Raw genomic sequence first — 22,875 nt, 5'->3', positions numbered from 1 at the left:
TCCCTTGCAGGAGTGAGCCTGTTCGCGATAGCGCCATTCGTCTCAACCCATAATTTTCAGGATGTCCCCATGCTCCAACTGATCCTCGGCGGCGCCCGCTCCGGCAAAAGTCGTCTGGCCGAAAATCTCGCCAGCGACAGTAATCTTGCGGTCACCTACATCGCCACCAGCCAACCACTCGATGGCGAGATGAGCGACCGTGTCGCCCATCACCGCGCCCGTCGCCCAGCCGAATGGACGCTCATCGAAGAACCATTGGAACTGGCCCGCGTCCTGCGCGAACACGCCAGCGCCGAGCGTTGCCTGCTGGTCGATTGTCTGACGCTGTGGCTGACCAACCTGCTGATGCTCGATGACGCCGAGCGTCTCGCCGCCGAGCGTGAATCCCTGCTCGAATGCCTGGCCGCGCTGCCGGGTGAAATCATTTTTGTCAGCAACGAGACCGGAATGGGTGTCGTGCCGCTGGGCGAATTGACTCGCCGCTACGTCGATGAAGCCGGTTGGCTGCATCAAGCTCTGGCCGAGCGCTGTCAGCGTGTGGTGCTGACGGTTGCCGGCTTGCCCCTGACTTTGAAAGGACCTGCGTTATGACTCAATCGTGGTGGCTGAACTCGTGCCAACCGCTGCATGCCGAGGTGCTTGCACAAGCGGCGGCGCGGCAGCAGCAACTGACCAAACCGGCCGGCTCGCTGGGTCGCCTGGAATCGGTGGCGGTGCAACTGGCCGGGCTGCAAGGGCAGGTCAAACCGACGTTGGCGCAGGTCTGGATCGCGATTTTTGCCGGCGATCACGGGGTGGTCGCCGAAGGGGTTTCGGCGTTCCCGCAGGAAGTCACCGGGCAGATGCTGCTGAACTTTGTCAGCGGCGGGGCAGCGATCAGTGTGCTCGCGCGTCAACTGGGTGCGCAGCTCGAAGTGGTCGATCTAGGCACCGTGACGCCGTCGCTGAATCTGCCGGGTGTGCGTCACTTGAACATTGGCCCGGGCACGGCGAATCTCGTGTTGGGCGCGGCGATGACTCAGGCTCAGGGCGAACTTGCTTTGCAGGCTGGGCGTGACAGCGTGCTGCGCGCGAAAGCGGCTGGCGCTCAGTTGTTCATCGGCGGCGAAATGGGTATCGGCAATACCACCGCGGCCAGTGCGCTGGCCTGCGCCTTGCTCGATTGTCCGGTGATGCATCTGACCGGCCCGGGCACAGGTTTGAACGCGGAAGGCGTCAGCCACAAAGCGCAAGTCATCGAGCGCGCATTGGCCTTGCACGCGGCGCAACGTGGTGATGCGTTGCAGACGTTGTTCAACCTTGGCGGTTTCGAAATCGCGGCGCTGGTCGGTGCCTATCTGGCCTGCGCGCAGGAAGGCGTTGCGGTGTTGGTCGACGGCTTTATCTGCACGGTCGCCGCGCTGGTCGCGGTGCGTCTCAATCCTGCGTGTCGCGAGTGGCTGTTGTTCGGGCATCGTGGCGCCGAGCCGGGCCATCGTCACGTACTCGAAGCGCTCGGTGCTGAGCCGTTGCTGGAGCTTGGCCTGCGTCTGGGCGAGGGCAGTGGTGCGGCGTTGGCGGTGCCATTGTTGCGTCTGGCGTGCGACCTGCACGGGCAAATGGCGACGTTCGCCGAAGCGGCAGTTGCGGATCGTCCGGCATGACATTGCATCTGGATCTGCTGCGCCACGGTGAGACTGAACTCGGTGGCGGATTGCGCGGCAGTCTCGACGATGCGCTCACCGAGAACGGCTGGGCGCAGATGCGTGCAGCGGTGGTCGAGGGCGGGCCTTGGGATCGTCTGGTCAGCTCGCCGTTGCAGCGTTGCGCGCGGTTTGCCGCTGAGCTGGGTGAGCAGCTGAATTTGCCGGTGCAGCTCGACAAGGATCTGCAAGAGCTGCATTTCGGCGCGTGGGAAGGGCAGAGCGCGGCGGCGTTGATGGCGACCGATGCCGAGGCGTTGGGCCTGTTCTGGGCCGATCCGTATGCGTTTACACCGCCGCAGGGTGAGCCGGTCAGTGATTTTTCCGCGCGGGTGCTGGAGGCAGTTGCACGGTTGCACAGCGCCTACGCCGGTCAGCGCATTTTGCTGATCAGTCACGGCGGTGTGATGCGTTTGTTGCTGGCGCAAGCGCGTGGGTTGCCGCGTGAGCAATTGCTCAATGTCGAGGTCGGGCATGGCGCGTTGTTTGCGCTGACGGTCGAGGTCGATGGTTCACTCAAGGAAGGTCGCTGACATGTTGCCGCTGTGGATCGCCCTGCAATTTCTCAGCAGCTTGCCGATTCGGTTGCCGGGCATGCCTGAGCCGGAACAGCTAGGGCGCTCGCTGCTGTTTTATCCGCTGGTGGGTTTGCTGTTTGGGGTGATCCTCTGGGCGTTGAATCTGCTGCTTGCCGGCGCGCCGTTGTTGCTGCATGCAGCACTGCTGTTGACGGTGTGGGTGTTACTCAGCGGCGCGTTGCACCTCGATGGCCTGGCCGACAGCGCCGATGCCTGGCTCGGCGGTTTCGGTGATCGCGAGCGCACGCTGACGATCATGAAGGATCCGCGCAGCGGGCCGATTGCGGTGGTCACGCTGGTGCTGGTGTTGCTGCTGAAGTTTGCCGCGCTGCTGGCGTTGATCGAGCAAGGGCATGGGATTGTCCTGCTCATCGTGCCGTTGCTGGGGCGGGCGGCTTTGTTGGGGTTGTTTCTGACCACGCCGTATGTGCGCGCCGGCGGGTTGGGGCAGGCGCTGGCGGATCATCTGCCGCGCAAGGCCGGGTGGTGGGTGCTGGGCTTGAGTGGGCTGGCTTGCGTGTTGATCGCCGGGTTCAGTGCAGTCGTTGCGTTGGTGGTTTCGATCGGTGTGTTTGTCTGGCTGCGGCGGGTGATGATGCGGCGACTGGGTGGGACGACCGGCGATACGGCAGGGGCGTTGCTGGAATTGCTGGAGATGGTGGTGTTGGTTGGTGTTGTGCTGATTTAGAATCAAAAGATCGCAGCCTTCGGCAGTTCCTACATCGGTTCGCGTAAACCTGTAGGAGCTGCCGAAGGCTGCGATCTTTTTCATCTGTAACTTGATTTAACACAGTCGCGGGTATATACACGCATCATGCTTCCATCTCAGTGTTTGTGCACTAACCTGCGTCGCGCCGCTCGTGGCGTCAGCAGGCATTACGACGGCGCTCTCGACGGCTTCGGGATCAACGTTGCCCAGTATTCTCTGCTGTGCAATCTACAGCGTCTGGATCAGCCGAGCATTTCCGAACTTGCTGAGGCCATGGGCCTGGATCGCAGTACCCTCGGGCGCAATCTGCGCGTGCTGGAAGGCGAAGGGCTGGTGGCGCTGGCCGAGGGCGAAGACATGCGTAACCGCATCGTCCGGCTCACCGAAACCGGTGCACAACGCTTGGCAGATGCGCTGCCGGCCTGGGAAGCGGCGCAGCAGCGATTGATTGATCGACTGGGTGCCGAGAAGCGTGAAACCTTGCTCAAATTGCTGGATGAACTGGCCTGAGGCCGGTTTTTTCCAAACTCAAGCGGGTATATACCCGCAAGCGGAGAACAATAATGACATCGATGTGGCGTACGTGCGGTTGGGTGTTGGTCGGAAGTGCGCTGATCCTCGCGTTGTCATTGGGCGTGCGGCACGGTTTCGGTTTATTCCTGTCACCGATGAGCGCGCAATTCGGCTGGGGCCGCGAGGTGTTCGCTTTCGCCATCGCCCTGCAGAACCTGATCTGGGGCCTGGCGCAGCCGTTCACCGGCGCACTGGCTGACCGTTTCGGCGCCGCGAAAGTGGTGCTCGTTGGTGGGGTGCTCTATGCGGCAGGTCTGGTGTGCATGGGGCTGTCTGATTCGGCGGTGACGCTGTCATTGAGCGCCGGTTTGCTGATCGGTATTGGCTTGTCCGGGACGTCGTTCTCGGTAATCCTCGGCGTGGTCGGGCGCGCGGTGCCGCCAGAGAAACGCAGCATGGGCATGGGCATTGCCAGCGCTGCCGGCTCGTTCGGTCAATTCGCCATGTTGCCGGGCACGCTGGGGCTGATCGGCTGGCTCGGCTGGTCAGCGGCGTTGTTGGTGTTGGGTTTGCTGGTGGCGCTGATCGTGCCGTTGGTGAGCATGCTCAAGGACAAACCGCTGCCGGTGCTCGGCCATGAACAAACTCTGACCGAGGCGCTGCGTGAGGCTTGCTCGCATTCGGGTTTCTGGTTGCTGGCGTTCGGCTTTTTCGTCTGCGGTTTTCAGGTGGTATTCATTGGTGTGCATCTGCCGGCGTATCTGGTCGATCAGCATCTGCCGGCTTCCGTCGGCACTACGGTGCTGGCGCTGATCGGCCTGTTCAACATCTTCGGCACTTACACCGCTGGCTGGCTCGGCGGGCGCATGTCGAAACCGCGTTTGCTCACTGCGCTGTATCTGTTGCGCGCGGTGGTGATCGTGCTGTTCCTGTGGCTACCGGTGACGACCACCTCGGCTTATCTGTTCGGCATGGCCATGGGCTTTTTGTGGCTGTCGACGGTGCCGTTGACCAACGGTACGGTGGCGACCTTGTTTGGCGTGCGTAATCTGTCCATGCTCGGCGGTATCGTGTTCCTGTTCCATCAGCTGGGTTCGTTCCTCGGCGGCTGGTTGGGCGGGGTGGTTTACGACCGTACCGGGAGTTATGACTTGATCTGGCAAGTGGCAGTCCTTCTCAGCCTGTTGGCGGCCGCTTTGAACTGGCCGGTGCGCGAACGTCCGGTCGCCCGCCTGCAAGCCGCTGCGAGCGCCGCATGAGTCGATTCTGGCCGCGTTTCGTCCTCGCCGCACTCGGCGCCGCATTGCTGGCGCTGGTGTGGTGGGGCTGGCATCAGGGTGGTCTGGCGTTGATGCAGTTGGGCATGAGCATTTGCTAGAAGCAGGCGTGGCGAGTAACGTCGAAGCCTGACGACTGCTCAAGGAAGTTCGACATGCTGATGCGCTGGTGTGCTGTTCCCGCGTTGCTGATGGCGCTGACTGGCCTGGCCCAGGCCGCCGATTGCCCGGAATTGTTGCAAGGCTCGCTGCCAAAATTGCGGGCCAAGGAATCCATCGATCTGTGTCAGCAGTACGCCGACAAGCCCTTGGTGGTGGTGAATACCGCGAGCTTTTGCGGGTTTGCCCCGCAGTTCGAAGGGCTTGAAGCGCTGCATAAGCGCTACGAGTCGCAAGGGCTGCAAATGCTCGGCGTGCCTTCCAATGACTTCAAGCAAGAGTCCAAGGACAGCGCCGAGACCGCCAAGGTCTGCTATGCCAACTATGGCGTGACATTCGCCATGACCGAGCCGCAGAAAGTCCGTGGTGACGACGCCACCCACCTGTTTCAAGTGCTCGCCGCGCAGAGCAGCGCGCCGAAGTGGAATTTCTACAAATACGTGGTCGATCGCCAAGGTAAAGTCATCGCCAATTTTTCCAGCCTGACCAAGCCTGACGATCCGGAATTCATCGCCGCGATCGAAAAAGCCATCGCCTCGAAACCCCTCAAGCCATGACCCGATCCGTGTAGGAGCTGCGGCACGCTGCGATCTTTTGATCCTGTTTTTAAAATCAAAAGATCGCAGCGTGCCGCAGCTCCTACACGGATTTCAGGTACAAAAAAGCCCCGCTCTCTTTGCAGAGGCGGGGCTTTTTTGTGGGCGAGGGATCAGCCTCGCCGTGCAGCATCAGAAGCGGTAGGTCGCGCCGACACCGAAACCGTTTGCCGAGTTTTCATACTTGGCGTCGTAGGTCTGGCCACGATCGTTTTCGTTGTGGATCTTCACCGACTCTTCCTTCAGGTACGAGTAAGCGACGTCGATGGTCAGGTCTTCGGTCGGGCTCCAGCCGGCACCGATGCTGAAGATCGTACGGTCGCCAGTCGGGATACGTGGCGAACGGTCGACGTTGTTGGTCGGCGACTGGTCGAAAGTCAGACCGGTACGCAGTACCCATTCCTTGTTCAACTGATACGAAGTACCCACGGCGTAAGCCCAGGAGTCGTGCCAGTTCTGGTCTTCGGTGATCTCGCCGAACTGACCGGCCAGCAGCGGCTGCACGCCCGAGTTCTCGACGGTGATTTTCTTCAGCTGGCTCCAACGGGTGAAGGTCGAACCGGCATAGACGTTCCACTGGTCGTTGATTGCCTGGGTCACAGAGAAGTCCAGGGATTCAGGCGTAGTGATCTTCAACGAAGCGTCGTACTTCTGGCTGGAACCCAGACCGACTGCGGCCAGTGCGCCGTAGTTGACCTTGGTGTTGCCTTCGAGCTTGTAGTCGACTTTCGAGTGATAGGTCAGGCCCAGACGGGTAGTGTCGGTGGCTTGAACCAGCACGCCGATGTTGTAGCCCAGCGCGGTGTCGTCACCCTTGATCTTGACCTTGCCGTCCGGTGCTGCCTGAGTGATCGACAGGTTCGATTCCAGGGTACCGTCGATGCGGTTGATGGTCGGGCCGAAACCGATCGACACGACGTCGTTGAACTTGTAGCTCACGGTTGGCTGGAAGGTGATCACTTGTACTTCGGACTTGCTGCCGAAGTAACGGCCGGCAAAGCCGTTTTCGTAATCGGTAATCAGACCGAACGGCACGTAAACGCCGAGACCGAAGGCCCAGTGATCATCGATCGGTTTGACGTAGAAGCCCATAGGTACGGAGGTGAAGGGCACCATGTCGCCTTTGTTGCTGCCGCCGTTAGGGCTGGAGCTGGCGTCGCTGATATCGGTTTTTGCGTCGAGGAATGCAACACCGCCAGTGACTTGTTCACGCGTGATGCGCGACATGCCGGCAGGGTTGCCATAAACAGTGCTTGCGTCGTCGGCAGAAGAAGATCGCCCGGCGTAACCCGTCCCCATCCCGCTAATGCTGTGTTCGTTGATGGCAAAGCCAGCTGCGAAAATCTGCGTGGATGCCATGGTAACGGCGAGGCTAAGGGTGGTTTTGAGCATGACTTTTTTCATTATTAGAACTCCTGGTGATCACCGGGGCGAAAATTACCAACATTTTCGTCCCAGCGCTATAGTCCGTATGGCTTGAGTTAGAGCGGTTTTGTAGGACAATCCGACCAGATTCGCGACCTGTTGGAAGATCTTCTGAAACGGGTGAGTCAGCAAGCGACCTGATTCAACGGTGAAACACAGGTTTGCCAGGCGTAAGTGAAGTCACGCAGGCGACCCTGAGGCTGAAAAGTCTGGCGCCAGATTCGCGCCATGCCGAGCAAATCGGTCGGGGCGGGGAGGGTGGGGTTTTGCTCTTCTACCAGCAGCCAGGCAATGGCAGTGGCGTAACGCAGATTTACGGTCAATTCCAGGTGTGGGCCACTCAGAAAAGCATGCTGGCTGGCCAGGCCGCGAACCAGGCTGGCGCGTTCCGGATCAAGCGCCAGGTAATCATCCCAAAGGGCTTGATGGCGATGCTCGGCAATGCGGTAGAGGCCGTGGCCACGGCGGTCATGCAGAGCGGAACCGAGGGCGGACTGGCTGGCGGCGATGCCCAGCAACAGGGATTCGGCGGTTGCACAGTGACGTCCCAGATAAATCAGTGTGGGACGGATCACGTAGCGGCACAGTTCGCTGGCAGCGATACCCATAACACCCTCGGTTCTTGTTATTGATGGCGAGTCCTGAAGGGGCCTTGGCAGCGGTGGATCGGTTCAGACTCGCCGCAAGCGGATCACGCCGCTTGAGTTGAAGTGTAGTGTCATATTCACAACGTAAAGGCCTGTTTTTAAAATATTTCCGGCTTCGAGTTATAACCGTTATATCGGAAGGTGCTTAGGCGGCCAGGGCTAAAAGTGAAACATCGGGCAATAAAAAGCCCCGCATTTTGTGCGAGGCTTTTGCTTTTGCAGCCTTTTCGGCTTTCAGGCAACCAGTGCCTGACGGGTACGGTCGATCACAGCCTGCAGCGGTTCGGCGCTGGAGTATTGATCCGGGTACAGACGCTCGCTGTGGCGGGCGATACCGTGCTCGTTGACCAGGGTGAAGCTGAAGCAGCCTTTGCGAGCGGCCATGATCAGGCAGTTCATTGGAGCAAAAGCATTGGTTAGGGTGCGAATGGCATCCTGAGTATGGATTTGAGTAGACATAGTTATTAGGTGTTCCTACAAATGACACGGATAAGAACCGTGCAACGTTAAAACGTTCCAGTGACGACGATCACCATTGATCGAACGAAGAACCCGACTGGAACAAAGCAGCCAGTTTGAAGCGCTGATAAGTTGGCGCGCTTGGGCTGGCAGGTAGGTACTTAGGAGGGCAGGCAACACATCAAGGGCAAAGGTTCTGGGCCCGGGGTGAAGATCCTGATCAATTTGCAGGTTGGTTCGGTCAGAGTAAGTGGTCTTCGCAACACCCTTTGCATCATTCAAAGGCAGTGTCGTCGCAAGATTTACCTGGAAACCATCGAGGGGTCGCTCCCGCTTGTTCGGTAGGGGCTTCTTGGAAGAAGGCTGACCGTGGGGATGTGTTCGACCGGAATTGACTTTCAGCTTGGTACTAACGCCGCGGATACTAACGGATCGACTTGAGCAATGCAAACCCGAAGTGAAAAAACATTGCACACGCCGATGCAATCTGCTTTTGCCTGCGCGGCAATGCCCCTTGTTGGCTCACATTTCGACCGTTGGTCGGTGAAGAAAAATTCATCAAAGGCCTCGCCAGAGCGCTTTATCCCCAGTCCGAGTGCCGCAACGACCCGAAAAAGCGCAGCGTTATAACCGGGTAACAGGTACTTGTGCACATTAGTTGCGCGCACTGTCACGGCGCTGTCATATCAATCCTGACCCCGATGGCTGCCTGTATCAAAAGTTTAAGTCAATGAAAAAAAAGGCTTTTTTTTGTTGGTGAAAAAATCGTCAGTTTGACTGCGAGCCCCATTCCACAAGGCTTTGCGAGGGTTGCAGCAAGGTTGTCCACTGAGTTATCCACAGCTTCTGTGGATTGTCCCGAGCGCTTGCTCTAGGACGGGCGTGCCGGGTTGTTGTTCGACTTTACCTGTAAGAAAAAGAGAGTAGAGTGGCGCGCCTTCCGATCTGTCCCACAGTGTTTTATGAAGTTTCGCTCAGTATCAGACTCTGTTACCCCAGAACTCCCTCGTGTTACCTCCCCCAAGCGATTTTCCGTGCGTGTAGCCGAATGGCTGCTCGACAGTCCGCGCCTGGTCGACAGCCTCAATGCCAAGCATCTCGCCGGGCGTTTGTTGAAGCAACCAGCGCGCGAAGGCGTGGTCGTCGCGCAGAGCCGTCTCGGTCAGTTGATGTGCCGTGAGTGCGGGAATGCCCGGGATCGCCGCATCGGCCACGACCTGCTGCGTCAGGCTGCCCGTGCTGGCGACCTTCGCGCACAGCAGGAACTGGGGCTCATCGAAGACTGAGCTGTGCAAGTTCTGACACCTTGGTTAACCTTCAGGCTTTATCGGATCGGCGGGAATGGCTATGGCGATGGACTTGACCAGCGTATTGCTCGGTCTCGCAGCGGCAGGGTTGCCGTTGCTGGCACTGGCCTGGCAGCTGCAACGCCGGACGAGTAACGGTCAGGCCGAGGTCGCCTTGCTCGAAGAGCGCCTGGCCATGGCGCAACTGGCGCAGGACGGCCTCAACGCTCAGCTTGAAGCCAGCCGCGACGAGATTGCCGATCTTGGCCAGGCCAACGCCGCCAAGCAGGCTGACCTCGCGGCCTTGCGCCGGGAAGTCGAACTGCTGCAAATCGAGCGTGACGATGCCCGCGACGCCTCCCACGCCTGGAACCTCGAACGTGCCAACAAGGAGGCCGAACTGCGCCGCCTCGACGCACAGGCTGCCTCGTTGAATGCCGAACTGCGCGAGCAACAGGAAAGTCATCAGCAACGCCTCGATGATCTACAGGGCTCGCGTGATGAGCTGCGTGCGCAGTTCGCTGAACTGGCCGGAAAGATCTTCGATGAACGTGAGCAACGTTTTGCCGAAACCAGCCAGCAACGTCTCGGCCAGTTGCTCGATCCATTGAAAGAACGCATTCAGTCCTTCGAAAAACGCGTGGAAGAAAGCTATCAGGCCGAAGCTCGCGAGCGCTTCTCACTGGCCAAGGAGCTGGAGCGTTTGCAGGCGCTGAACCTGCGCCTGAGCGATGAAGCAACCAACCTGACGCGCGCGCTGAAAGGCCAGAAGACCCAGGGCAACTGGGGCGAGCTGATTCTCGAACGAGTGCTTGAGCACGCCGGTCTGGAGAAGGGCCGCGAGTACCAGACCCAGGTCAATCTGAAGGGGCCGGACGGCGAACGCTTCCAGCCTGACGTGGTTATCTATCTGCCGGGCGACAAGCAGGTAGTGGTCGATTCCAAGGTCAGCCTCACCGCGTATCAGCAATACGTGGCCGCCGACGACGACGCGCTCGGGCAGATCGCGATCAAGCAGCATGTGCTGTCGCTGCGCAACCACGTCAAAGGCTTGGCCGGCAAGGATTACAAACGTCTGGAAGGGCTGCACAGCCTCGATTTCGTCTTGCTGTTCGTGCCGATCGAAGCGGCATTTTCTGCCGCCTTGCAGGCCGAACCGACACTGTTCCAGGAAGCCTTCGATCGCAACATCGTGATCGTCAGTCCGACCACCTTGCTGGCGACCTTGCGCGTCATCGACAGCCTGTGGAAGCAGGAGCGCCAAAGCCAGAACGCCCGGGAAATTGCCGAACGCGCCGGTTGGCTGTACGACAAGTTCGTGCTGTTCATTCAGGACCTGGACGAGGTCGGCAATCGCCTGCAACAGTTGGACAAGGCCTACAGTTCCGCGCGCAACAAACTCACTGAAGGGCGCGGCAACCTGGTCAGCCGCAGCGAACAGCTGAAACTGCTCGGCGCGCGGGCGAGCAAGAGCTTGCCGGCGGATCTGCTGGAGCGGGCGATGACTGATGTCGACGGGTTGGTGGAGTTGCCTGAATAAAGATCAAAAGATCGCAGCCTGCGGCAGCTCCTACATGGGATCCAGGTAGGAGCTGCCGCAGGCTGCGATCTTTTGCTTCTAAAGCGGCACATACCGACTCAACAATGCCCGCAACGCCGCCGGTTTCACCGGTTTCGCCAGATAATCCAGCCCCGCCGCATGCACCTGCGCGACAGTCTCCGGTCGCCCATCCGCACTGATCACCACACCCGGTACCGGCTCGCCGAGACTCGTGCGCAACCACGCCATCAGCTCGGTGCCGGTGTCGCCGTGATCCAGGTGATAGTCGACCAGCGCCAACTGCGGGCGCACGCCATCGCTGAGCAATGCCGCGCATTCTTCGCGATTGCGCGCCGTCCATACCTGGCAACCCCAACGACTCAACAAACTGTTCATGCCAATCAAAATGCTGTCTTCATTGTCGATGCACAGCACCCGCGCGCCGCTGTGCAACTTGCCATTCAACTCGACTGTGGCACTCGCCGGCACGGCTTGCGTTGACGCCAATGGCACGCTGACGCTGAACACACTGCCGCGCCCCGGCCATGAACGCACACGCAGCGTGTGGCCGAGCACGCGACACAGACCATCGGCAATCGCCAGGCCCAGCCCGAGACCTTTCTCGGCACGGGTCTGATGACTGTCGAGACGTTTGAATTCTTCGAAAATCACTTGCAGCTTGTCTTCCGGAATACCCGGCCCGCGATCCCACACTTCCAGCGACAATTCTCCCCCGCGTCGCCGTACGCCGAGCAGCACCGGGCCTTTGGCGTAGCGGAATGCGTTGGTCAGGAAGTTCTGCAAAATCCGCCGGAGCAATTTGCTGTCGCTGTCGATGCGCATATGGCTGCTACGCACGCGAAAGTTCAAGCCTTGCTCCTGCGCCAGCGCTTTGAATTCGGCGCCGAGAATGTCGAACAGCTCATTGAGCGCAAACGGCTTGCGATCCGGGTTGATCTTGCCGTTTTCCAGGCGCGAGATGTCCAGCAGATCGCTTATCAGGTCTTCTGCCGAACGCAGCGAACTGTCGAGGTGTTGCACCAGTTTCTGCGCTTCGCTGCTCAAGCCATCGTCCTGATGGGAGAGGGCAGCGGAGAACAGCCGGGCAGCGTTCAGCGGTTGCATCAAGTCATGACTGACTGCCGCGAGGAAGCGGGTTTTAGATTGGTTCGCGGCCTCGGCAGTGCCCTTGGCTTCGGTCAGCGCGACGTTAAGTTGCGACAGCTCCTGCGTGCGTTCGCTGACGCGTTGCTCGAGGCCTTCGTTGGCTTCAGTCAGTGCCTGTTCGGCCTCGCGGAACGCGGTGATGTCAGTGAAACTCATGACGAAACCGCCGCCGGGCATCGGGTTGCCGATCAACTCGATCACCCGGCCGTTGGGGAACAGCCGTTCCGAGGTGTGCGCACGGCCCTGGCGCATCCAGTGCAGGCGGCGAGCGACGTGAACTTCCGCTTCGCCTGGGCCGCACAAACCGCGTTCGGCGTTGTAGCGGATGATGTCGGCAATCGGCCGGCCAACGCTGATCAACCCATCGGGATAATTGAACAGCTCGAGATAACGCCGGTTCCACGCCACCAGTTTCAGCGACTGGTCGACCACGCTGATGCCTTGGGTGATGTTCTCGATCGCGCCTTGCAGCAAGGCGCGATTGAATTGCAGCACTTCCGAGGCTTCGTCGGCGATGCGCACGACGTCCTCCAACTGCATTTCCCGACCTTCGATGGCGGCTTTCACCACCGCGCGGGTCGACGACGCGCCAAGCACACCGGCGAGCAAGCGTTCGGTGTGGGCGATCCATTCGCCGTCAGCGTTCTGGTTCGGGTTGAAGCCTTTGCCTTGGCGATAAGCGAAACGAATGAAGCTCTGGCGCGCGCGTTCTTCACCGACAAAACGTGCCGCCAGTTGCAGCAGATCGTCGATCTGTACCGCGAGCATCGAGCGAGCACTAGGCCGCGCGCTGATCTCCTGACCGATGAAGCGCCCGGCCTGCCAGTGCTCGGACACCCGCGTACGCGACAACACCGAGACCCACGCAAACAGCGTGAAGTTACCCGCCAGCGACAGCACCACACCTTGGGTCAGCGGGGTGATCGGCAGGTTCAGCGGATTGCTGTGCAGCCATGCGAGGCCAGGGAAACTGCTCAGCGACCAGCCAAGGCTGTGCGCGGCGATCGGCAGAATCAGCGTGTAAAACCACAGGAACGTACCGGCAGCGAGACCGGCAAACACGCCACGGCGGTTGGCCTGTTTCCAGTACAGCGCGCCGAGCATTGCCGGTGCCAATTGGGTGACCGCCGCAAAGGCGATCTGGCCGATGGTCGCCAGGCTGGCCGTCGAGCCGAGCAAGCGGTAGCTGACATACGCCAGCAGCAGAATCACCACGATGCTCACGCGGCGCACCGAGAGCATCCACTGGCGGAACACTTCGAACGGGCGCTCGGCATTGTTGCGCCGCAGCAGCCACGGCAACAGCATGTCGTTGGAGACCATGGTCGACAACGCGACGCTGGCGACGATCACCATGCCGGTGGCCGCCGATGCACCGCCGATAAACGCCAGCATCGCCAGCGCCGGATGCGCTTGCGCGAGCGGCAGGCTGATCACGAACGAGTCAGGCAACACATCGCTGGGCAGCAACATCTGACCGGCCAAAGCGATCGGCACGACAAACAGCGCGGCCAACGCCAGATACGCCGGAAACACCCATTTGGCCAGACGCAGGTCCTGCGGATCGATGTTCTCCACCACGGTGACGTGGAATTGCCGGGGCAGGCAGATGATCGCCATCATCGCCACGCCGGTCTGCACCACCATCGACGGCCAATTGATGGTTTCTTTCCAGTATTCCTCAAGGCGCGGCGCGAGCATCGCTTGATTGAACAGATCGTCGAAACCGTCATACAGGCCATAGGTGACGAAGGCGCCGACGGCGAGAAACGCGAACAGTTTGACCAGCGACTCAAAGGCAATCGCCAGCACCATGCCACGGTGGTGCTCGGTGGCGTCGAGGTTGCGCGTACCGAAGACAATGGTGAACAGCGCCAGCACCAGCGACACGATCAGCGCGGTGTCTTGGGCGCGCGTGCCCATGGCGTCGGCACCGGCGCCGATCAACAGGTTCACCCCGAGGACGATGCCTTTGAGTTGCAAGGCGATGTAGGGGAGGACGCCGACCAGACAGATCAGCGCGACGACCACGGCCAGCGATTGCGATTTGCCGTAGCGTGCGGCGATGAAGTCAGCGATGGAGGTGATGTTCTCCTGTTTGCTGATCATCACCATTTTTTGCAGGACCCACGGCGCACCCACCAACAGCAGGATCGGCCCGAGGTAAATCGGCAGGAATGACCACAGTTGTTCAGCCGCTTGGCCGACCGCACCGAAGAACGTCCAGCTGGTGCAGTAAACCGCCAGCGACAGGCTGTACACCCAGGCACGCATGCGCGGCGGCAACGGCGTGCTGCGACGGTCGCCGTAGAAGGCGATGGCGAACATGATGGCCATATAGGCCAGGGCGACGGCGGCGATCAGCCCGCTGGACAACGACATGCAACACTCCCGACAGAAGACTTCCCGGCACTCCTGCCCGGGCGGACAGTCTCGCATGCGCGGGGCGGTTAGTCAGTGTCGACCAAGGTCGTGGCGTGGCGGGGTGTCGCAGCTGTGAAACCGGTTGGTTCTGCGTTGAACCGTAGGAGCTGCGGCACGCTGCGATCTTTTGATCTTTTGATCTTTTGATCTTTTGATCTTTTGGTCTTTGAAATCAAGATCAAAAGATCGCAGCGTGCCGCAGCTCCTACATGGGATCGGCGTCAGTGCTGATTCAGTGCGATATCGATCAGATAGTGCAGTTCTTCCACTTCAAGTGCCGACGCCGCAAACAGAATCCGGAACACCACCGGCGCCACCACCAGGTTGATCAGCCGATCGACACTCGGCGCGGTTTCATCCGGATGCCGCGCAATGATCGTCTGCAACTGCGCAGCAATGATCGTCACGCAGTACCCCGGCGTAGCGCTCGCCTGCACGTCGCGCATCATGTTGCGCCCGGGCTCGGAGCTCATTTCGTCGAGATACTGTTCCGCCCACGCGCGGATATCGCTGCGCAGGCTGCCGGTTTGCGCCGGCTCGCTGTCGGGGCGCATGCGCGCGAGGGCGACGTCGGCCAGCAATGCCGCGAGATCACCCCAGCGCCGATAAATCGTCGATGGTGTAACCCCCGCGCGCGCGGCAATTTGCGGCACGGTCACGGTTGAGCGCTCCTGCTCATGCAGAAGCGCGCGGACGGCCGAATGAATCGACTCTTGCACCCTGGCACTGCGACCGCCCGGGCGTAAACCTTCCTTAATAGCCATGCGCCAGACCTTAACACAAAGAATTTGCTTTAAGCGCAAGGCGGTAGCACACTCCGCAAAAGCAAAAAATTAGCTTTTGCGGAGTGTGCCCATGACCAGCCTTGCGTCCAACCGATCCAGCCTGTGGTTTCTGGCGATCACCTTACTCAGCTTTCTCGCCGCGTCCACCGCGCCGACGCCGTTGTATCACCTGTATCAGGATCAACTGCACTTCTCGGCAGCGGTGCTGACCCTGATTTTCGGCGTCTATGCCTTGAGTCTGCTGGCGGCGCTATTAACCGTGGGCTCGCTGTCCGACCACGTCGGGCGCAAACCAGTGATCTTCAGCGCCGTTGTGCTCAATGCGCTGGCGATGTTGCTGTTCATCTACGCCGACAGTGTCGCCTGGCTGATCAGCGCTCGCGTGCTGCAAGGTTTCGCCACCGGCATGGCCACGGCGGTGTTGAGTGCGACGCTGCTCGACACTGATCGGCAGCAAGGGCCGTTGATCAACAGCGTCGCCCCTTTGCTGGGAATGGCGCTGGGTGGCATGGGTTGCGGATTGCTCGCCGAATTTGCTCCGGCGCCGTTGCAGTTGACCTATTGGTTGTTGCTTGGATTGTTTGTGTTGCAGGGGATTTACGTTTGGCGCTTGCCGGAGAGTGTCTCGCCGCAATCCGGGGCCTGGGCGTCGTTAAAGCCAACGCTGCATGTGCCGACTCAAGCGCGCTCAACCTTGTGGCAAGTGCTGCCGCTGAACACGGCGACCTGGGCGCTCGGCGGTTTTTACGCTTCGCTGGCACCGTCATTGGTGCGCACGGCCACCGGTTCGACGTCCAACCTGATCGGCGGCGCGACCGTGGCGGCGTTGACCGTGACCGGTGCGCTGATGATCTTCACCCTGCGCAATCGCAGTGCCCGCCAAGCATTGCGGCTGGGCGCGAGTTTGTTGCCGATCGGCCTGGTACTGATTCTGCTCGGCGTGCACAGCGCCAGCCTTTCGCTGTTTTTCCTCGGCACACTGGTCGCCGGTTGCGGCTTCGGTGCAGGTTTCCTCGGCGCCGTGCGCAGCCTGGTGCCACTGGCCTTGGCGCATGAGCGGGCGGGTCTGATGTCGGCGTATTACGTGCTCAGTTATCTGGCGTTCTGCCTGCCGGCGTTGCTCGCCGGTTACCTGGCTCGCACCTACGGTTTACTGGCGACCACCGATGGTTACGGCGCCGTGCTGATCGTTTTGGCGGTGGTTGCGTTGTTGCTCAGCCTGCGCGCCAAAGCCGTCAAGGTGTGCAGCGCTTCATGAGTTTCGGTTAGCCTTGCTTCGCCATTCTTCTCACGGATCGACTCATGAAGATTATTCGCAGCAAGAGCTTCACCGCCGACCGCGCCTGGGGCGCGTTGGACATCGCCAACATGAACGGCATCACCACGCGCCTGCACTGGACCGATCAGCCGTACAAATGGCACGTCAACGATGGCGAGGAAGTGTTTGTCGTGCTCGATGGTCAGGTGCAAATGCATTACCGCGAAAACGGCGAAGAAAAACAGGTGCAGCTCGACGTTGGCGACATCTTCTATGCCTCGGTCGGCACCGAGCATGTTGCCCATCCACAAGGTGCGGCGCGGATTCTGGTGATCGAAAGCGAAGGCAGCGTTTGAACGTATATCTACAGAACAGATAACAGTTAGAGATATTACCCGTTATATAGATATTCGATTCGGTTCTACCATGGACTCAACCTCACCCGAGGACAGGAGTTCATGATGACTTGCCCCAACAGCGCCAAACCCGGCATCAAGCCGTTCAGCCAACTTCAGCATCCGCGTGAAGTGATCCGCCAATTCACGCCGAACTGGTTCGCCGCGACCATGGGTACCGGCGTGCTGGCCCTGGCACTGGCGCAACTGCCGTTGGCCATTCCCGGCATGCACGCCGTGGCTGAAGGGCTGTGGCTGTTCAACATCCTGTTGTTTGCAGTGTTTACCGTGGCCTATGCGGCACGCTGGATTCTGTTCTTCGACGAAGCGCGGCGAATTTTCGGGCATTCCACTGTGTCGATGTTCTTCGGCACCATCCCCATGGGACTGGCGACCATCATCAACGGCTTTTTGCTGTTCGGTCTGTCGCGCTGGGGGGACGGTGTCATTCATCTCGCCGAAGTGTTGTGGTGGATTGATGTGGCGATGTCGTTGGCTTGCGGCGTGCTGATTCCCTACATGATGTTTACCCGTCAGGAACACAGCATCGATCAGATGACCGCCGTCTGGCTGTTGCCGGTGGTGGCGGCGGAAGTGGCGGCGGCCAGCGGTGGCTTGCTCGCACCGCACCTGACGGACGTCCATTCGCAACTGGTGGTGCTGACGACAAGCTACGTGCTTTGGGCGTTTTCCCTACCTGTGGCGTTCAGCATTCTGACGATTCTGTTGCTGCGTATGGCCTTGCACAAGCTGCCGCATGAAAACATGGCCGCGTCGAGCTGGCTGGCGCTCGGCCCGATCGGTACCGGTGCGCTGGGCATGTTGCTGCTGGGCGGTGATGCACCGGCGATATTTGCTGCGAACGGTTTGCCGGGCATTGGCGAAATCGCCTCGGGTCTGGGCCTGGTGGCCGGCATTACCCTGTGGGGGTTCGGTCTGTGGTGGATGCTGATGGCGTTGCTGATCACCGTGCGCTACCTGCGTGACGGCATTCCGTTCAACCTCGGCTGGTGGGGCTTCACGTTCCCGTTAGGCGTGTATTCTCTGGCGACCCTGAAGCTGGCGAGCGTTCTCAACCTGACGTTTTTCAGTGTTTTCGGCACGGCGCTGGTGACCTTGCTCGCAGTGATGTGGCTGATCGTCGGCAAACGAACCCTGCAAGGCGCGTGGCGCGGCGAACTGTTTGTCTCGCCGTGCATTGCAGGTTTGAAGAAATAACCTGAAAAGTTTAGGTAAGGTGTGGCCTGGATCGCGGTTCGAGATTCCAATAGCAAGTACCCAGGCCTCTCTACCTATTCAAAAAATCAGGAAAACACGGAAGATGAGTCACCCCTCACAGTTCAACCTGCTGCGCACCCGGCGCTTTTTGCCGTTCTTCATTACCCAGTCGCTCGGCGCGTTCAACGACAACGTGTTCAAGCAATCGCTGATCCTGGCCATTCTTTATCGGCTGACCATCGAAGGTGACCGGTCTATCTGGGTCAACCTGTGCGCACTGTTATTTATCCTGCCGTTCTTCCTGTTCTCGGCGCTGGCCGGGCAGTTCGGGGAAAAATTCGCCAAGGACGCGCTGATCCGGCTGATCAAGCTCGGGGAAATCGCGATCATGGCTGTAGGAGCCGTCGGTTTTCTGTTCGATCATCTATCACTGATGCTGGTGGCGCTGTTTGCCATGGGTACGCACTCGGCGTTGTTCGGGCCGGTGAAGTATTCGATCCTGCCGCAGGCATTGCGCGAGGATGAACTGGTCGGCGGCAACGGTCTGGTGGAGATGGGCACGTTTCTGGCGATTCTCGCCGGCACCATCGGCGCCGGGGTGATCATGTCCTCGAGTCATTACGCGCCGCTGGTCTCGACCGCGATTGTCGGCATTGCGGTGCTGGGTTATCTGGCCAGCCGCAGCATTCCTCGTGCCGCCGCCGCGTCGCCGGAAATGCGCCTGGACTGGAACATCTTCAGCCAGTCCTGGGCGACGCTGAAACTCGGTCTGGGCCAGACTCCGGCGGTGTCGCGTTCGATTGTCGGCAACTCGTGGTTCTGGTTCGTCGGGGCGATCTACCTGACGCAGATTCCGGCCTACGCCAAGGAATGGATGCACGGCGATGAGACCGTGGTCACCCTGATCCTGACGGTGTTCTCGGTCGGTATCGCGCTCGGTTCGATGCTGTGCGAGAAGCTTTCCGGGCGTAAGGTCGAGATCGGTCTGGTGCCGTTTGGCTCGTTTGGTCTGACCGTGTTTGGCTTGCTGTTGTGGTGGCATTCCGGTGGAATTCCCGAGAGTGTCACCGGGCATAGCTGGATTGAGGTGCTGGGCTTCGTGCACACCTGGGCGGTGCTGATCGACATCCTTGGCCTCGGCATTTTCGGTGGTTTCTATATTGTGCCGCTGTACGCGCTGATCCAGTCGCGCACCGCCGAAAAAGAGCGGGCACGAGTGATCGCGGCCAACAACATTCTCAACGCGCTGTTTATGGTGGTCTCGGCGATTGTTTCGATCGTGTTGCTGAGTGTGGTCAAGCTGTCGATCCCGCAACTGTTCCTCGTGGTTTCGCTGCTGAACATTGGCGTTAACGCCTACATCTTCAAGATCGTTCCCGAGTTCAGCATGCGTTTCATGATCTGGCTGCTCAGCCATTCCATGTACCGCGTCGAACATCGCAACCTTGACGCGATTCCTGACGAAGGCGCGGCACTGCTGGTGTGCAACCACGTGTCGTTCGTCGACGCCTTGCTGATTGGCGGCGCGGTGCGTAGGCCGATTCGTTTTGTCATGTACTACAAGATCTACAACCTGCCGGTGCTGAACTTTATCTTCCGCACGGCGGGGACGATTCCTATCGCGGGACGCCAGGAAGACATCCAGATCTACGAAAAGGCCTTCACGCGGATTGCTCAATACCTGAAGGACGGTGAGCTGGTGTGCATCTTCCCGGAAGGCAAGTTGACCGCTGATGGCGAGATGAACGAGTTCAAGGGCGGGCTGACGCGGATTCTCGAAGAGACCCCGGTGCCGGTGATTCCGCTGGCGTTGCAGGGGTTGTGGGGGAGTTTTTTCAGTCGCGATCCGAGCAAGGGCTTGTTTCACCGGTTGTGGTCGCGGGTGACGTTGGTGGCGGGATCTGCGGTGGATGTTGGCGCGGCTGAGCCGGCGAAGTTGCAGGCGTTGGTTGGCGAATTGCGTGGGGCAGTCAGATAGTCGACGACTGTGTGGGCCTCATCGCGAGCAGGCTCACTCCTACATTTTAAACGCGTTCCCCTGTAGGAGTGAGCCTGCTCGCGATAGCGGTAGAGGCCTAGGCGCTGACCTTGAGGCCGATCAACCCGGTGATGATCAACGCCACGCTGGCCAATCGAATCAACGCCATCGACTCGCCAAACAAAATGATCCCGGCAATCACCGTGCCCACGGCACCGACGCCGGTCCAGATCGCGTACGCCGTGCCCAGCGGCAATTCCTTCATCGCCAGGCCGAGCAGGCCAAGGCTGATGGCCATGGCCGCAATGGTCAAAACGGTAGGTAACGGGCGGGTGAAGCCGTCGGTGTATTTCAGGCCGACGGCCCAGCCGACTTCGAACAGGCCGGCGAAAAACAGAATGATCCAGGACATGAGAGACCTCCATCGATTGACGGGGTCGTCCCCAGATTAATGACTCGATCGAGCCGCAGGGTCGTCCCCGCGTTGCGCAATAGTGTGACGAGCATTAATCCGCGGATCAAGTTTGCAGGTCAGTCGGTGGTTTGTTGCGCCAAGGCCTCACGGTCTTCCTTCTCGCTCATGCGGCGGAAATAGGTCGAGAGCAGCGCCCCGGAAATATTGTGCCAAACACTGAACAACGCACTCGGTACCGCCGCCAGTGGCGAGAAGTGTGCGCTGGCCAATGCGGCGCCCAATCCCGAGTTCTGCATGCCGACTTCCAGTGCCAGTGATTTGCGTTGCGCCAGCGGCAGCTTGAACAGCCGACCGGTGAAGTAACCCAGCAAGTACCCGAAGCTGTTGTGCAGCATCACCACGGCCATGATCAACAGGCCGGATTCGGCGATTTTCGCCTGACTGGCGGCGACCACGGCAGTGACGATAATCACGATGCTGACCACCGACACCAGCGGCAACACATCCACGGCATGACGAACCTTGTCACCGAGCAGGCGTGGGCAACCACGCCGAGAATGATCGGCAACAACACCACTTGCAGGATCGACCAGAACAGCTCCATGAACGACACCGGCAACCACGCCGAAGCCAAGAGCCAGATCAGCGCCGGAGTCAGCAGTGGCGCGAGGAGGGTGGTGACGGCGGCGATGGCGACCGACAGCGCCAGATCGCCGCGCGCCAGCCAGGTCATCACATTGGAAGAGGTGCCGCTCGGGCAGCAGCCAACCAGAATCACCCCGACGGCGATTTCCGCCGGCAGATGAAACACCTGGCAAAGCAACCACGCCACGCCGGGCATGATCACGAAATGGGCAACCACGCCCAGCGCCACACGCCATGGATGGCGCGCGACAGCAGCGAAGTCGTCGAGTTTGAGGGTCAGGCCCATGCCGAACATCACCAGGCCAAGCAGCGGCACGATGGCGCCTTTGAGGCCGAGGAACCACGCTGGTTGCATGAACGCCAATACGGCGAAAATCAGAACCCAGTAAGCGAAGGTATTGCCGACAAAGCGGCTGAGTGCAGCCAGTGCGCGCATGGCTTGGTCCTTATTATTAAATCAACACCACAAAACAAATGTAGGAGTGAGCCTGCTCGCGATGGCGGTCGTTCAGTCAACAGTGGTGTTGAATGTCAGTCCCTCATCGCGAGCAGGCTCACTCCTACAGTTTGGACATCACAAGGGTTTAGATCCCCTGCGGAGTCTCTTCCCCACCCAACGCTTCAACCAGCGCCGGCAGGAAGTCGCCGAACGTCAGCATCATCAGGGTGAAGCTGGCATCCAGTTGCCCCAGAGCCTCATCACCGCCGTCCTGTTCCGCCTGATCCTGCAACAGATCTTCGAACTTCAGACGCTTGACGGTCATCTTGTCGTCGAGCATGAACGACAACTTGTCCTGCCAGGCCAGCGACAACTGCGTGACGACTTTGCCAGTGCTCAGGTGCAGCTGGATTTCTTCGCTGGTCAGGTCCTGACGCTTGCAACGGACGATGCCGCCGTCTTCGTGGGTGTCGCGCAGTTCGCACTCGTCCAGTACATAGAAGTCGTCAGCAGCTTTTTGCGTGGTGACCCATTCGGTCATGGTCGCGGTTGGCGACATTTTCACGGTCAGTGGACGGACGGGCAGGGTGCCGATCACTTCACGCAGGGTCGACAGCAGGTCTTCGGCGCGTTTCGGGCTGGCCGAGTTGACCAGGATCAGACCCTGTTTCGGCGCGATGGCGGCGAAGGTCGACGAGCGACGGATGAAGGCGCGCGGGAGGAAGGCCTGGATGATTTCATCCTTGATCTGATCGCGTTCCTTCTTATAGACCTTGCGCATCTGCTCGGCTTCGATCTCTTCGACCTTTTCCTTGACCGCGTCACGCACGACGCTGCCCGGCAGAATGCGTTCTTCTTTACGCGCGGAAATCAGCAGGAAGTCACCGCTGACGTGCACCAGTGGAGCATCTTCGCCTTTGCCGAACGGCGCGACGAAACCGTAGGTGGTCAACTCCTGGCTTGCACATGGACGCGCCAGTTTGGTGGCCAGTGCAGTTTCCAGCGCCTCGGCATCGACAGGCAGGTCTTGGGTCAGGCGATAGATAAGCAGGTTTTTGAACCACATGGGGTGAGTCTCTCCTTTATACAAAGGGGGGCATTATTGTCTTCGCCGCTTGATAGGCCAACCCTTCTCTAAGCCTTTGGAAGGCCTGAGAAAATTATTTAAAAAAGTGCTTGCCAGAGGTTGGGTCGCTCCGTAGAATGCGCGCCACACCGAAGCGAAGGGTGATTAGCTCAGCTGGGAGAGCGTCTGCCTTACAAGCAGAATGTCGGCGGTT

Annotated in this window: 21 protein-coding genes, 1 tRNA gene and 1 pseudogene (1 of these 23 cut by a window edge); 15 read left to right on the top strand and 8 right to left on the bottom strand. The window is 59.8% G+C overall.

Annotated elements, in window-relative coordinates; all coding sequences use genetic code 11:
- Positions 1-69 precede the first annotated feature (69 nt).
- The 8 genes from cobU to ACIPZE_RS19345 all read left to right on the top strand — a co-directional run bounded on the left by cobU (position 70) and on the right by ACIPZE_RS19345 (position 5,475).
- Positions 70-591: a bifunctional adenosylcobinamide kinase/adenosylcobinamide-phosphate guanylyltransferase gene (gene cobU, locus ACIPZE_RS19380; RefSeq protein WP_400774645.1), complete on the top strand. Its 522-nt coding sequence runs from the start codon at positions 70-72 to the stop codon at positions 589-591.
- On the top strand, positions 588-1,643 hold the full coding sequence (gene cobT, locus ACIPZE_RS19375) for a nicotinate-nucleotide--dimethylbenzimidazole phosphoribosyltransferase (RefSeq protein WP_283437194.1): 1,056 nt from the start codon (positions 588-590) through the stop codon (positions 1,641-1,643). Before cobU ends, cobT begins: the two co-directional genes overlap by 4 nt.
- Positions 1,640-2,215: an alpha-ribazole phosphatase family protein gene (cobC, locus tag ACIPZE_RS19370; protein WP_283437193.1), complete on the top strand. Its 576-nt coding sequence runs from the start codon at positions 1,640-1,642 to the stop codon at positions 2,213-2,215. Before cobT ends, cobC begins: the two co-directional genes overlap by 4 nt.
- 1 nt (position 2,216) lies before the next feature.
- Positions 2,217-2,948, top strand: coding sequence for an adenosylcobinamide-GDP ribazoletransferase (locus ACIPZE_RS19365; protein WP_283437192.1), 732 nt, complete (start codon positions 2,217-2,219; stop codon positions 2,946-2,948).
- 126 nt (positions 2,949-3,074) lie between these two features.
- On the top strand, positions 3,075-3,479 hold the full coding sequence (locus ACIPZE_RS19360; RefSeq protein ID WP_129391158.1) for a MarR family winged helix-turn-helix transcriptional regulator: 405 nt from the start codon (positions 3,075-3,077) through the stop codon (positions 3,477-3,479).
- 53 nt (positions 3,480-3,532) lie between these two features.
- Entirely contained in the window at positions 3,533-4,741 is a 1,209-nt protein-coding gene (locus tag ACIPZE_RS19355) for an MFS transporter (RefSeq protein ID WP_283437191.1), read from the top strand.
- Positions 4,738-4,860, top strand: coding sequence for a hypothetical protein (locus ACIPZE_RS19350; RefSeq protein WP_400774640.1), 123 nt, complete (start codon positions 4,738-4,740; stop codon positions 4,858-4,860). Before ACIPZE_RS19355 ends, ACIPZE_RS19350 begins: the two co-directional genes overlap by 4 nt.
- Before the next feature lie 54 nt (positions 4,861-4,914).
- A complete protein-coding gene (locus ACIPZE_RS19345; protein WP_129391164.1) occupies positions 4,915-5,475 on the top strand; it encodes a glutathione peroxidase in 561 nt (186 codons plus the stop codon).
- 171 nt (positions 5,476-5,646) lie between these two features.
- Here the strand turns inward: ACIPZE_RS19345 and ACIPZE_RS19340 are convergent, their stop codons facing one another.
- From ACIPZE_RS19340 to ACIPZE_RS19330, 3 genes are all read right to left on the bottom strand, one after another.
- Entirely contained in the window at positions 5,647-6,918 is a 1,272-nt protein-coding gene (locus tag ACIPZE_RS19340) for an OmpP1/FadL family transporter (protein ID WP_129391167.1), read from the bottom strand.
- 146 nt (positions 6,919-7,064) lie between these two features.
- Positions 7,065-7,547 (bottom strand): hypothetical protein, encoded by a 483-nt coding sequence (locus ACIPZE_RS19335; protein ID WP_024012180.1) that lies wholly within the window; start codon positions 7,545-7,547, stop codon positions 7,065-7,067.
- A gap of 273 nt (positions 7,548-7,820) precedes the next feature.
- Complete coding sequence (locus ACIPZE_RS19330; protein ID WP_003214941.1) at positions 7,821-8,045, bottom strand: hypothetical protein; 225 nt, start codon at positions 8,043-8,045, stop codon at positions 7,821-7,823.
- Positions 8,046-9,007: 962 nt separating this feature from the next.
- Between ACIPZE_RS19330 and ACIPZE_RS19325 the strand changes: the two genes are divergently transcribed.
- Both ACIPZE_RS19325 and rmuC read left to right on the top strand, forming a co-directional pair.
- Positions 9,008-9,331 (top strand): sel1 repeat family protein, encoded by a 324-nt coding sequence (locus ACIPZE_RS19325; protein WP_283437190.1) that lies wholly within the window; start codon positions 9,008-9,010, stop codon positions 9,329-9,331.
- 175 nt (positions 9,332-9,506) lie between these two features.
- A complete protein-coding gene (gene rmuC, locus ACIPZE_RS19320) occupies positions 9,507-10,871 on the top strand; it encodes a DNA recombination protein RmuC (protein ID WP_164979466.1) in 1,365 nt (454 codons plus the stop codon).
- Between the two features lie 78 nt (positions 10,872-10,949).
- On the opposite strand, the gene ACIPZE_RS19315 is transcribed toward rmuC, so the two are convergent.
- A complete protein-coding gene (locus tag ACIPZE_RS19315; RefSeq protein WP_283437189.1) occupies positions 10,950-14,420 on the bottom strand; it encodes a PAS domain-containing hybrid sensor histidine kinase/response regulator in 3,471 nt (1,156 codons plus the stop codon).
- Between the two features lie 263 nt (positions 14,421-14,683).
- Positions 14,684-15,226, bottom strand: coding sequence for a TetR/AcrR family transcriptional regulator (locus ACIPZE_RS19310; RefSeq protein ID WP_400774634.1), 543 nt, complete (start codon positions 15,224-15,226; stop codon positions 14,684-14,686).
- A gap of 91 nt (positions 15,227-15,317) precedes the next feature.
- Between ACIPZE_RS19310 and ACIPZE_RS19305 the strand changes: the two genes are divergently transcribed.
- The 4 genes from ACIPZE_RS19305 to ACIPZE_RS19290 all read left to right on the top strand — a co-directional run bounded on the left by ACIPZE_RS19305 (position 15,318) and on the right by ACIPZE_RS19290 (position 20,096).
- On the top strand, positions 15,318-16,505 hold the full coding sequence (locus ACIPZE_RS19305) for an MFS transporter (protein WP_400774631.1): 1,188 nt from the start codon (positions 15,318-15,320) through the stop codon (positions 16,503-16,505).
- 44 nt (positions 16,506-16,549) lie between these two features.
- Positions 16,550-16,861, top strand: a complete 312-nt coding sequence (locus tag ACIPZE_RS19300) for a cupin domain-containing protein (RefSeq protein ID WP_400774628.1) — start codon at positions 16,550-16,552, stop codon at positions 16,859-16,861.
- Between the two features lie 105 nt (positions 16,862-16,966).
- The gene (locus tag ACIPZE_RS19295) at positions 16,967-18,118 is read left to right on the top strand and encodes a TDT family transporter (protein WP_400774625.1); all 1,152 of its coding nucleotides are present in this window, start codon (positions 16,967-16,969) and stop codon (positions 18,116-18,118) included.
- 103 nt (positions 18,119-18,221) lie between these two features.
- On the top strand, positions 18,222-20,096 hold the full coding sequence (locus tag ACIPZE_RS19290) for an MFS transporter (RefSeq protein ID WP_400774622.1): 1,875 nt from the start codon (positions 18,222-18,224) through the stop codon (positions 20,094-20,096).
- Between the two features lie 97 nt (positions 20,097-20,193).
- On the opposite strand, the gene sugE is transcribed toward ACIPZE_RS19290, so the two are convergent.
- The 3 genes and pseudogenes from sugE to rdgC all read right to left on the bottom strand — a co-directional run bounded on the left by sugE (position 20,194) and on the right by rdgC (position 22,661).
- Entirely contained in the window at positions 20,194-20,508 is a 315-nt protein-coding gene (gene sugE, locus ACIPZE_RS19285; protein WP_122597317.1) for a quaternary ammonium compound efflux SMR transporter SugE, read from the bottom strand.
- Between the two features lie 119 nt (positions 20,509-20,627).
- A pseudogene (locus ACIPZE_RS19280) lies at positions 20,628-21,592 on the bottom strand (bile acid:sodium symporter family protein).
- Positions 21,593-21,740: 148 nt separating this feature from the next.
- Positions 21,741-22,661: a recombination-associated protein RdgC gene (rdgC, locus tag ACIPZE_RS19275; RefSeq protein ID WP_007919763.1), complete on the bottom strand. Its 921-nt coding sequence runs from the start codon at positions 22,659-22,661 to the stop codon at positions 21,741-21,743.
- A 159-nt stretch (positions 22,662-22,820) separates the two neighbouring features.
- On the opposite strand from rdgC, the gene ACIPZE_RS19270 reads away from it, so the two are divergent.
- A tRNA-Val gene (locus ACIPZE_RS19270) sits at positions 22,821-22,875 on the top strand (it continues 29 nt past the right edge of the window).

The organism is Pseudomonas sp. NPDC089741, from assembly GCF_044748825.1.
Taxonomy (GTDB): domain Bacteria; phylum Pseudomonadota; class Gammaproteobacteria; order Pseudomonadales; family Pseudomonadaceae; genus Aquipseudomonas; species Aquipseudomonas helmanticensis.
This window is presented reverse-complemented; position numbering and strand designations above follow the sequence as displayed.

What these genes read in the sequence shown, in the direction of transcription:
- cobU (WP_400774645.1), top strand. Translation starts at nt 70, where the DNA reads ATGCTCCAACTGATCCTCGGCGGCGCCCGCTCCGGCAAAAGTCGTCTG.
- cobT (WP_283437194.1), top strand. Translation starts at nt 588, where the DNA reads ATGACTCAATCGTGGTGGCTGAACTCGTGCCAACCGCTGCATGCCGAG.
- cobC (WP_283437193.1), top strand. Translation starts at nt 1,640, where the DNA reads ATGACATTGCATCTGGATCTGCTGCGCCACGGTGAGACTGAACTCGGT.
- ACIPZE_RS19365 (WP_283437192.1), top strand. Translation starts at nt 2,217, where the DNA reads ATGTTGCCGCTGTGGATCGCCCTGCAATTTCTCAGCAGCTTGCCGATT.
- ACIPZE_RS19360 (WP_129391158.1), top strand. Translation starts at nt 3,075, where the DNA reads ATGCTTCCATCTCAGTGTTTGTGCACTAACCTGCGTCGCGCCGCTCGT.
- ACIPZE_RS19355 (WP_283437191.1), top strand. Translation starts at nt 3,533, where the DNA reads ATGACATCGATGTGGCGTACGTGCGGTTGGGTGTTGGTCGGAAGTGCG.
- ACIPZE_RS19350 (WP_400774640.1), top strand. Translation starts at nt 4,738, where the DNA reads ATGAGTCGATTCTGGCCGCGTTTCGTCCTCGCCGCACTCGGCGCCGCA.
- ACIPZE_RS19345 (WP_129391164.1), top strand. Translation starts at nt 4,915, where the DNA reads ATGCTGATGCGCTGGTGTGCTGTTCCCGCGTTGCTGATGGCGCTGACT.
- ACIPZE_RS19340 (WP_129391167.1), bottom strand. Translation starts at nt 6,918, where the DNA reads ATGAAAAAAGTCATGCTCAAAACCACCCTTAGCCTCGCCGTTACCATG.
- ACIPZE_RS19335 (WP_024012180.1), bottom strand. Translation starts at nt 7,547, where the DNA reads ATGGGTATCGCTGCCAGCGAACTGTGCCGCTACGTGATCCGTCCCACA.
- ACIPZE_RS19330 (WP_003214941.1), bottom strand. Translation starts at nt 8,045, where the DNA reads ATGTCTACTCAAATCCATACTCAGGATGCCATTCGCACCCTAACCAAT.
- ACIPZE_RS19325 (WP_283437190.1), top strand. Translation starts at nt 9,008, where the DNA reads ATGAAGTTTCGCTCAGTATCAGACTCTGTTACCCCAGAACTCCCTCGT.
- ACIPZE_RS19315 (WP_283437189.1), bottom strand. Translation starts at nt 14,420, where the DNA reads ATGTCGTTGTCCAGCGGGCTGATCGCCGCCGTCGCCCTGGCCTATATG.
- ACIPZE_RS19310 (WP_400774634.1), bottom strand. Translation starts at nt 15,226, where the DNA reads ATGGCTATTAAGGAAGGTTTACGCCCGGGCGGTCGCAGTGCCAGGGTG.
- ACIPZE_RS19305 (WP_400774631.1), top strand. Translation starts at nt 15,318, where the DNA reads ATGACCAGCCTTGCGTCCAACCGATCCAGCCTGTGGTTTCTGGCGATC.
- ACIPZE_RS19300 (WP_400774628.1), top strand. Translation starts at nt 16,550, where the DNA reads ATGAAGATTATTCGCAGCAAGAGCTTCACCGCCGACCGCGCCTGGGGC.
- ACIPZE_RS19295 (WP_400774625.1), top strand. Translation starts at nt 16,967, where the DNA reads ATGACTTGCCCCAACAGCGCCAAACCCGGCATCAAGCCGTTCAGCCAA.
- ACIPZE_RS19290 (WP_400774622.1), top strand. Translation starts at nt 18,222, where the DNA reads ATGAGTCACCCCTCACAGTTCAACCTGCTGCGCACCCGGCGCTTTTTG.
- sugE (WP_122597317.1), bottom strand. Translation starts at nt 20,508, where the DNA reads ATGTCCTGGATCATTCTGTTTTTCGCCGGCCTGTTCGAAGTCGGCTGG.
- rdgC (WP_007919763.1), bottom strand. Translation starts at nt 22,661, where the DNA reads ATGTGGTTCAAAAACCTGCTTATCTATCGCCTGACCCAAGACCTGCCT.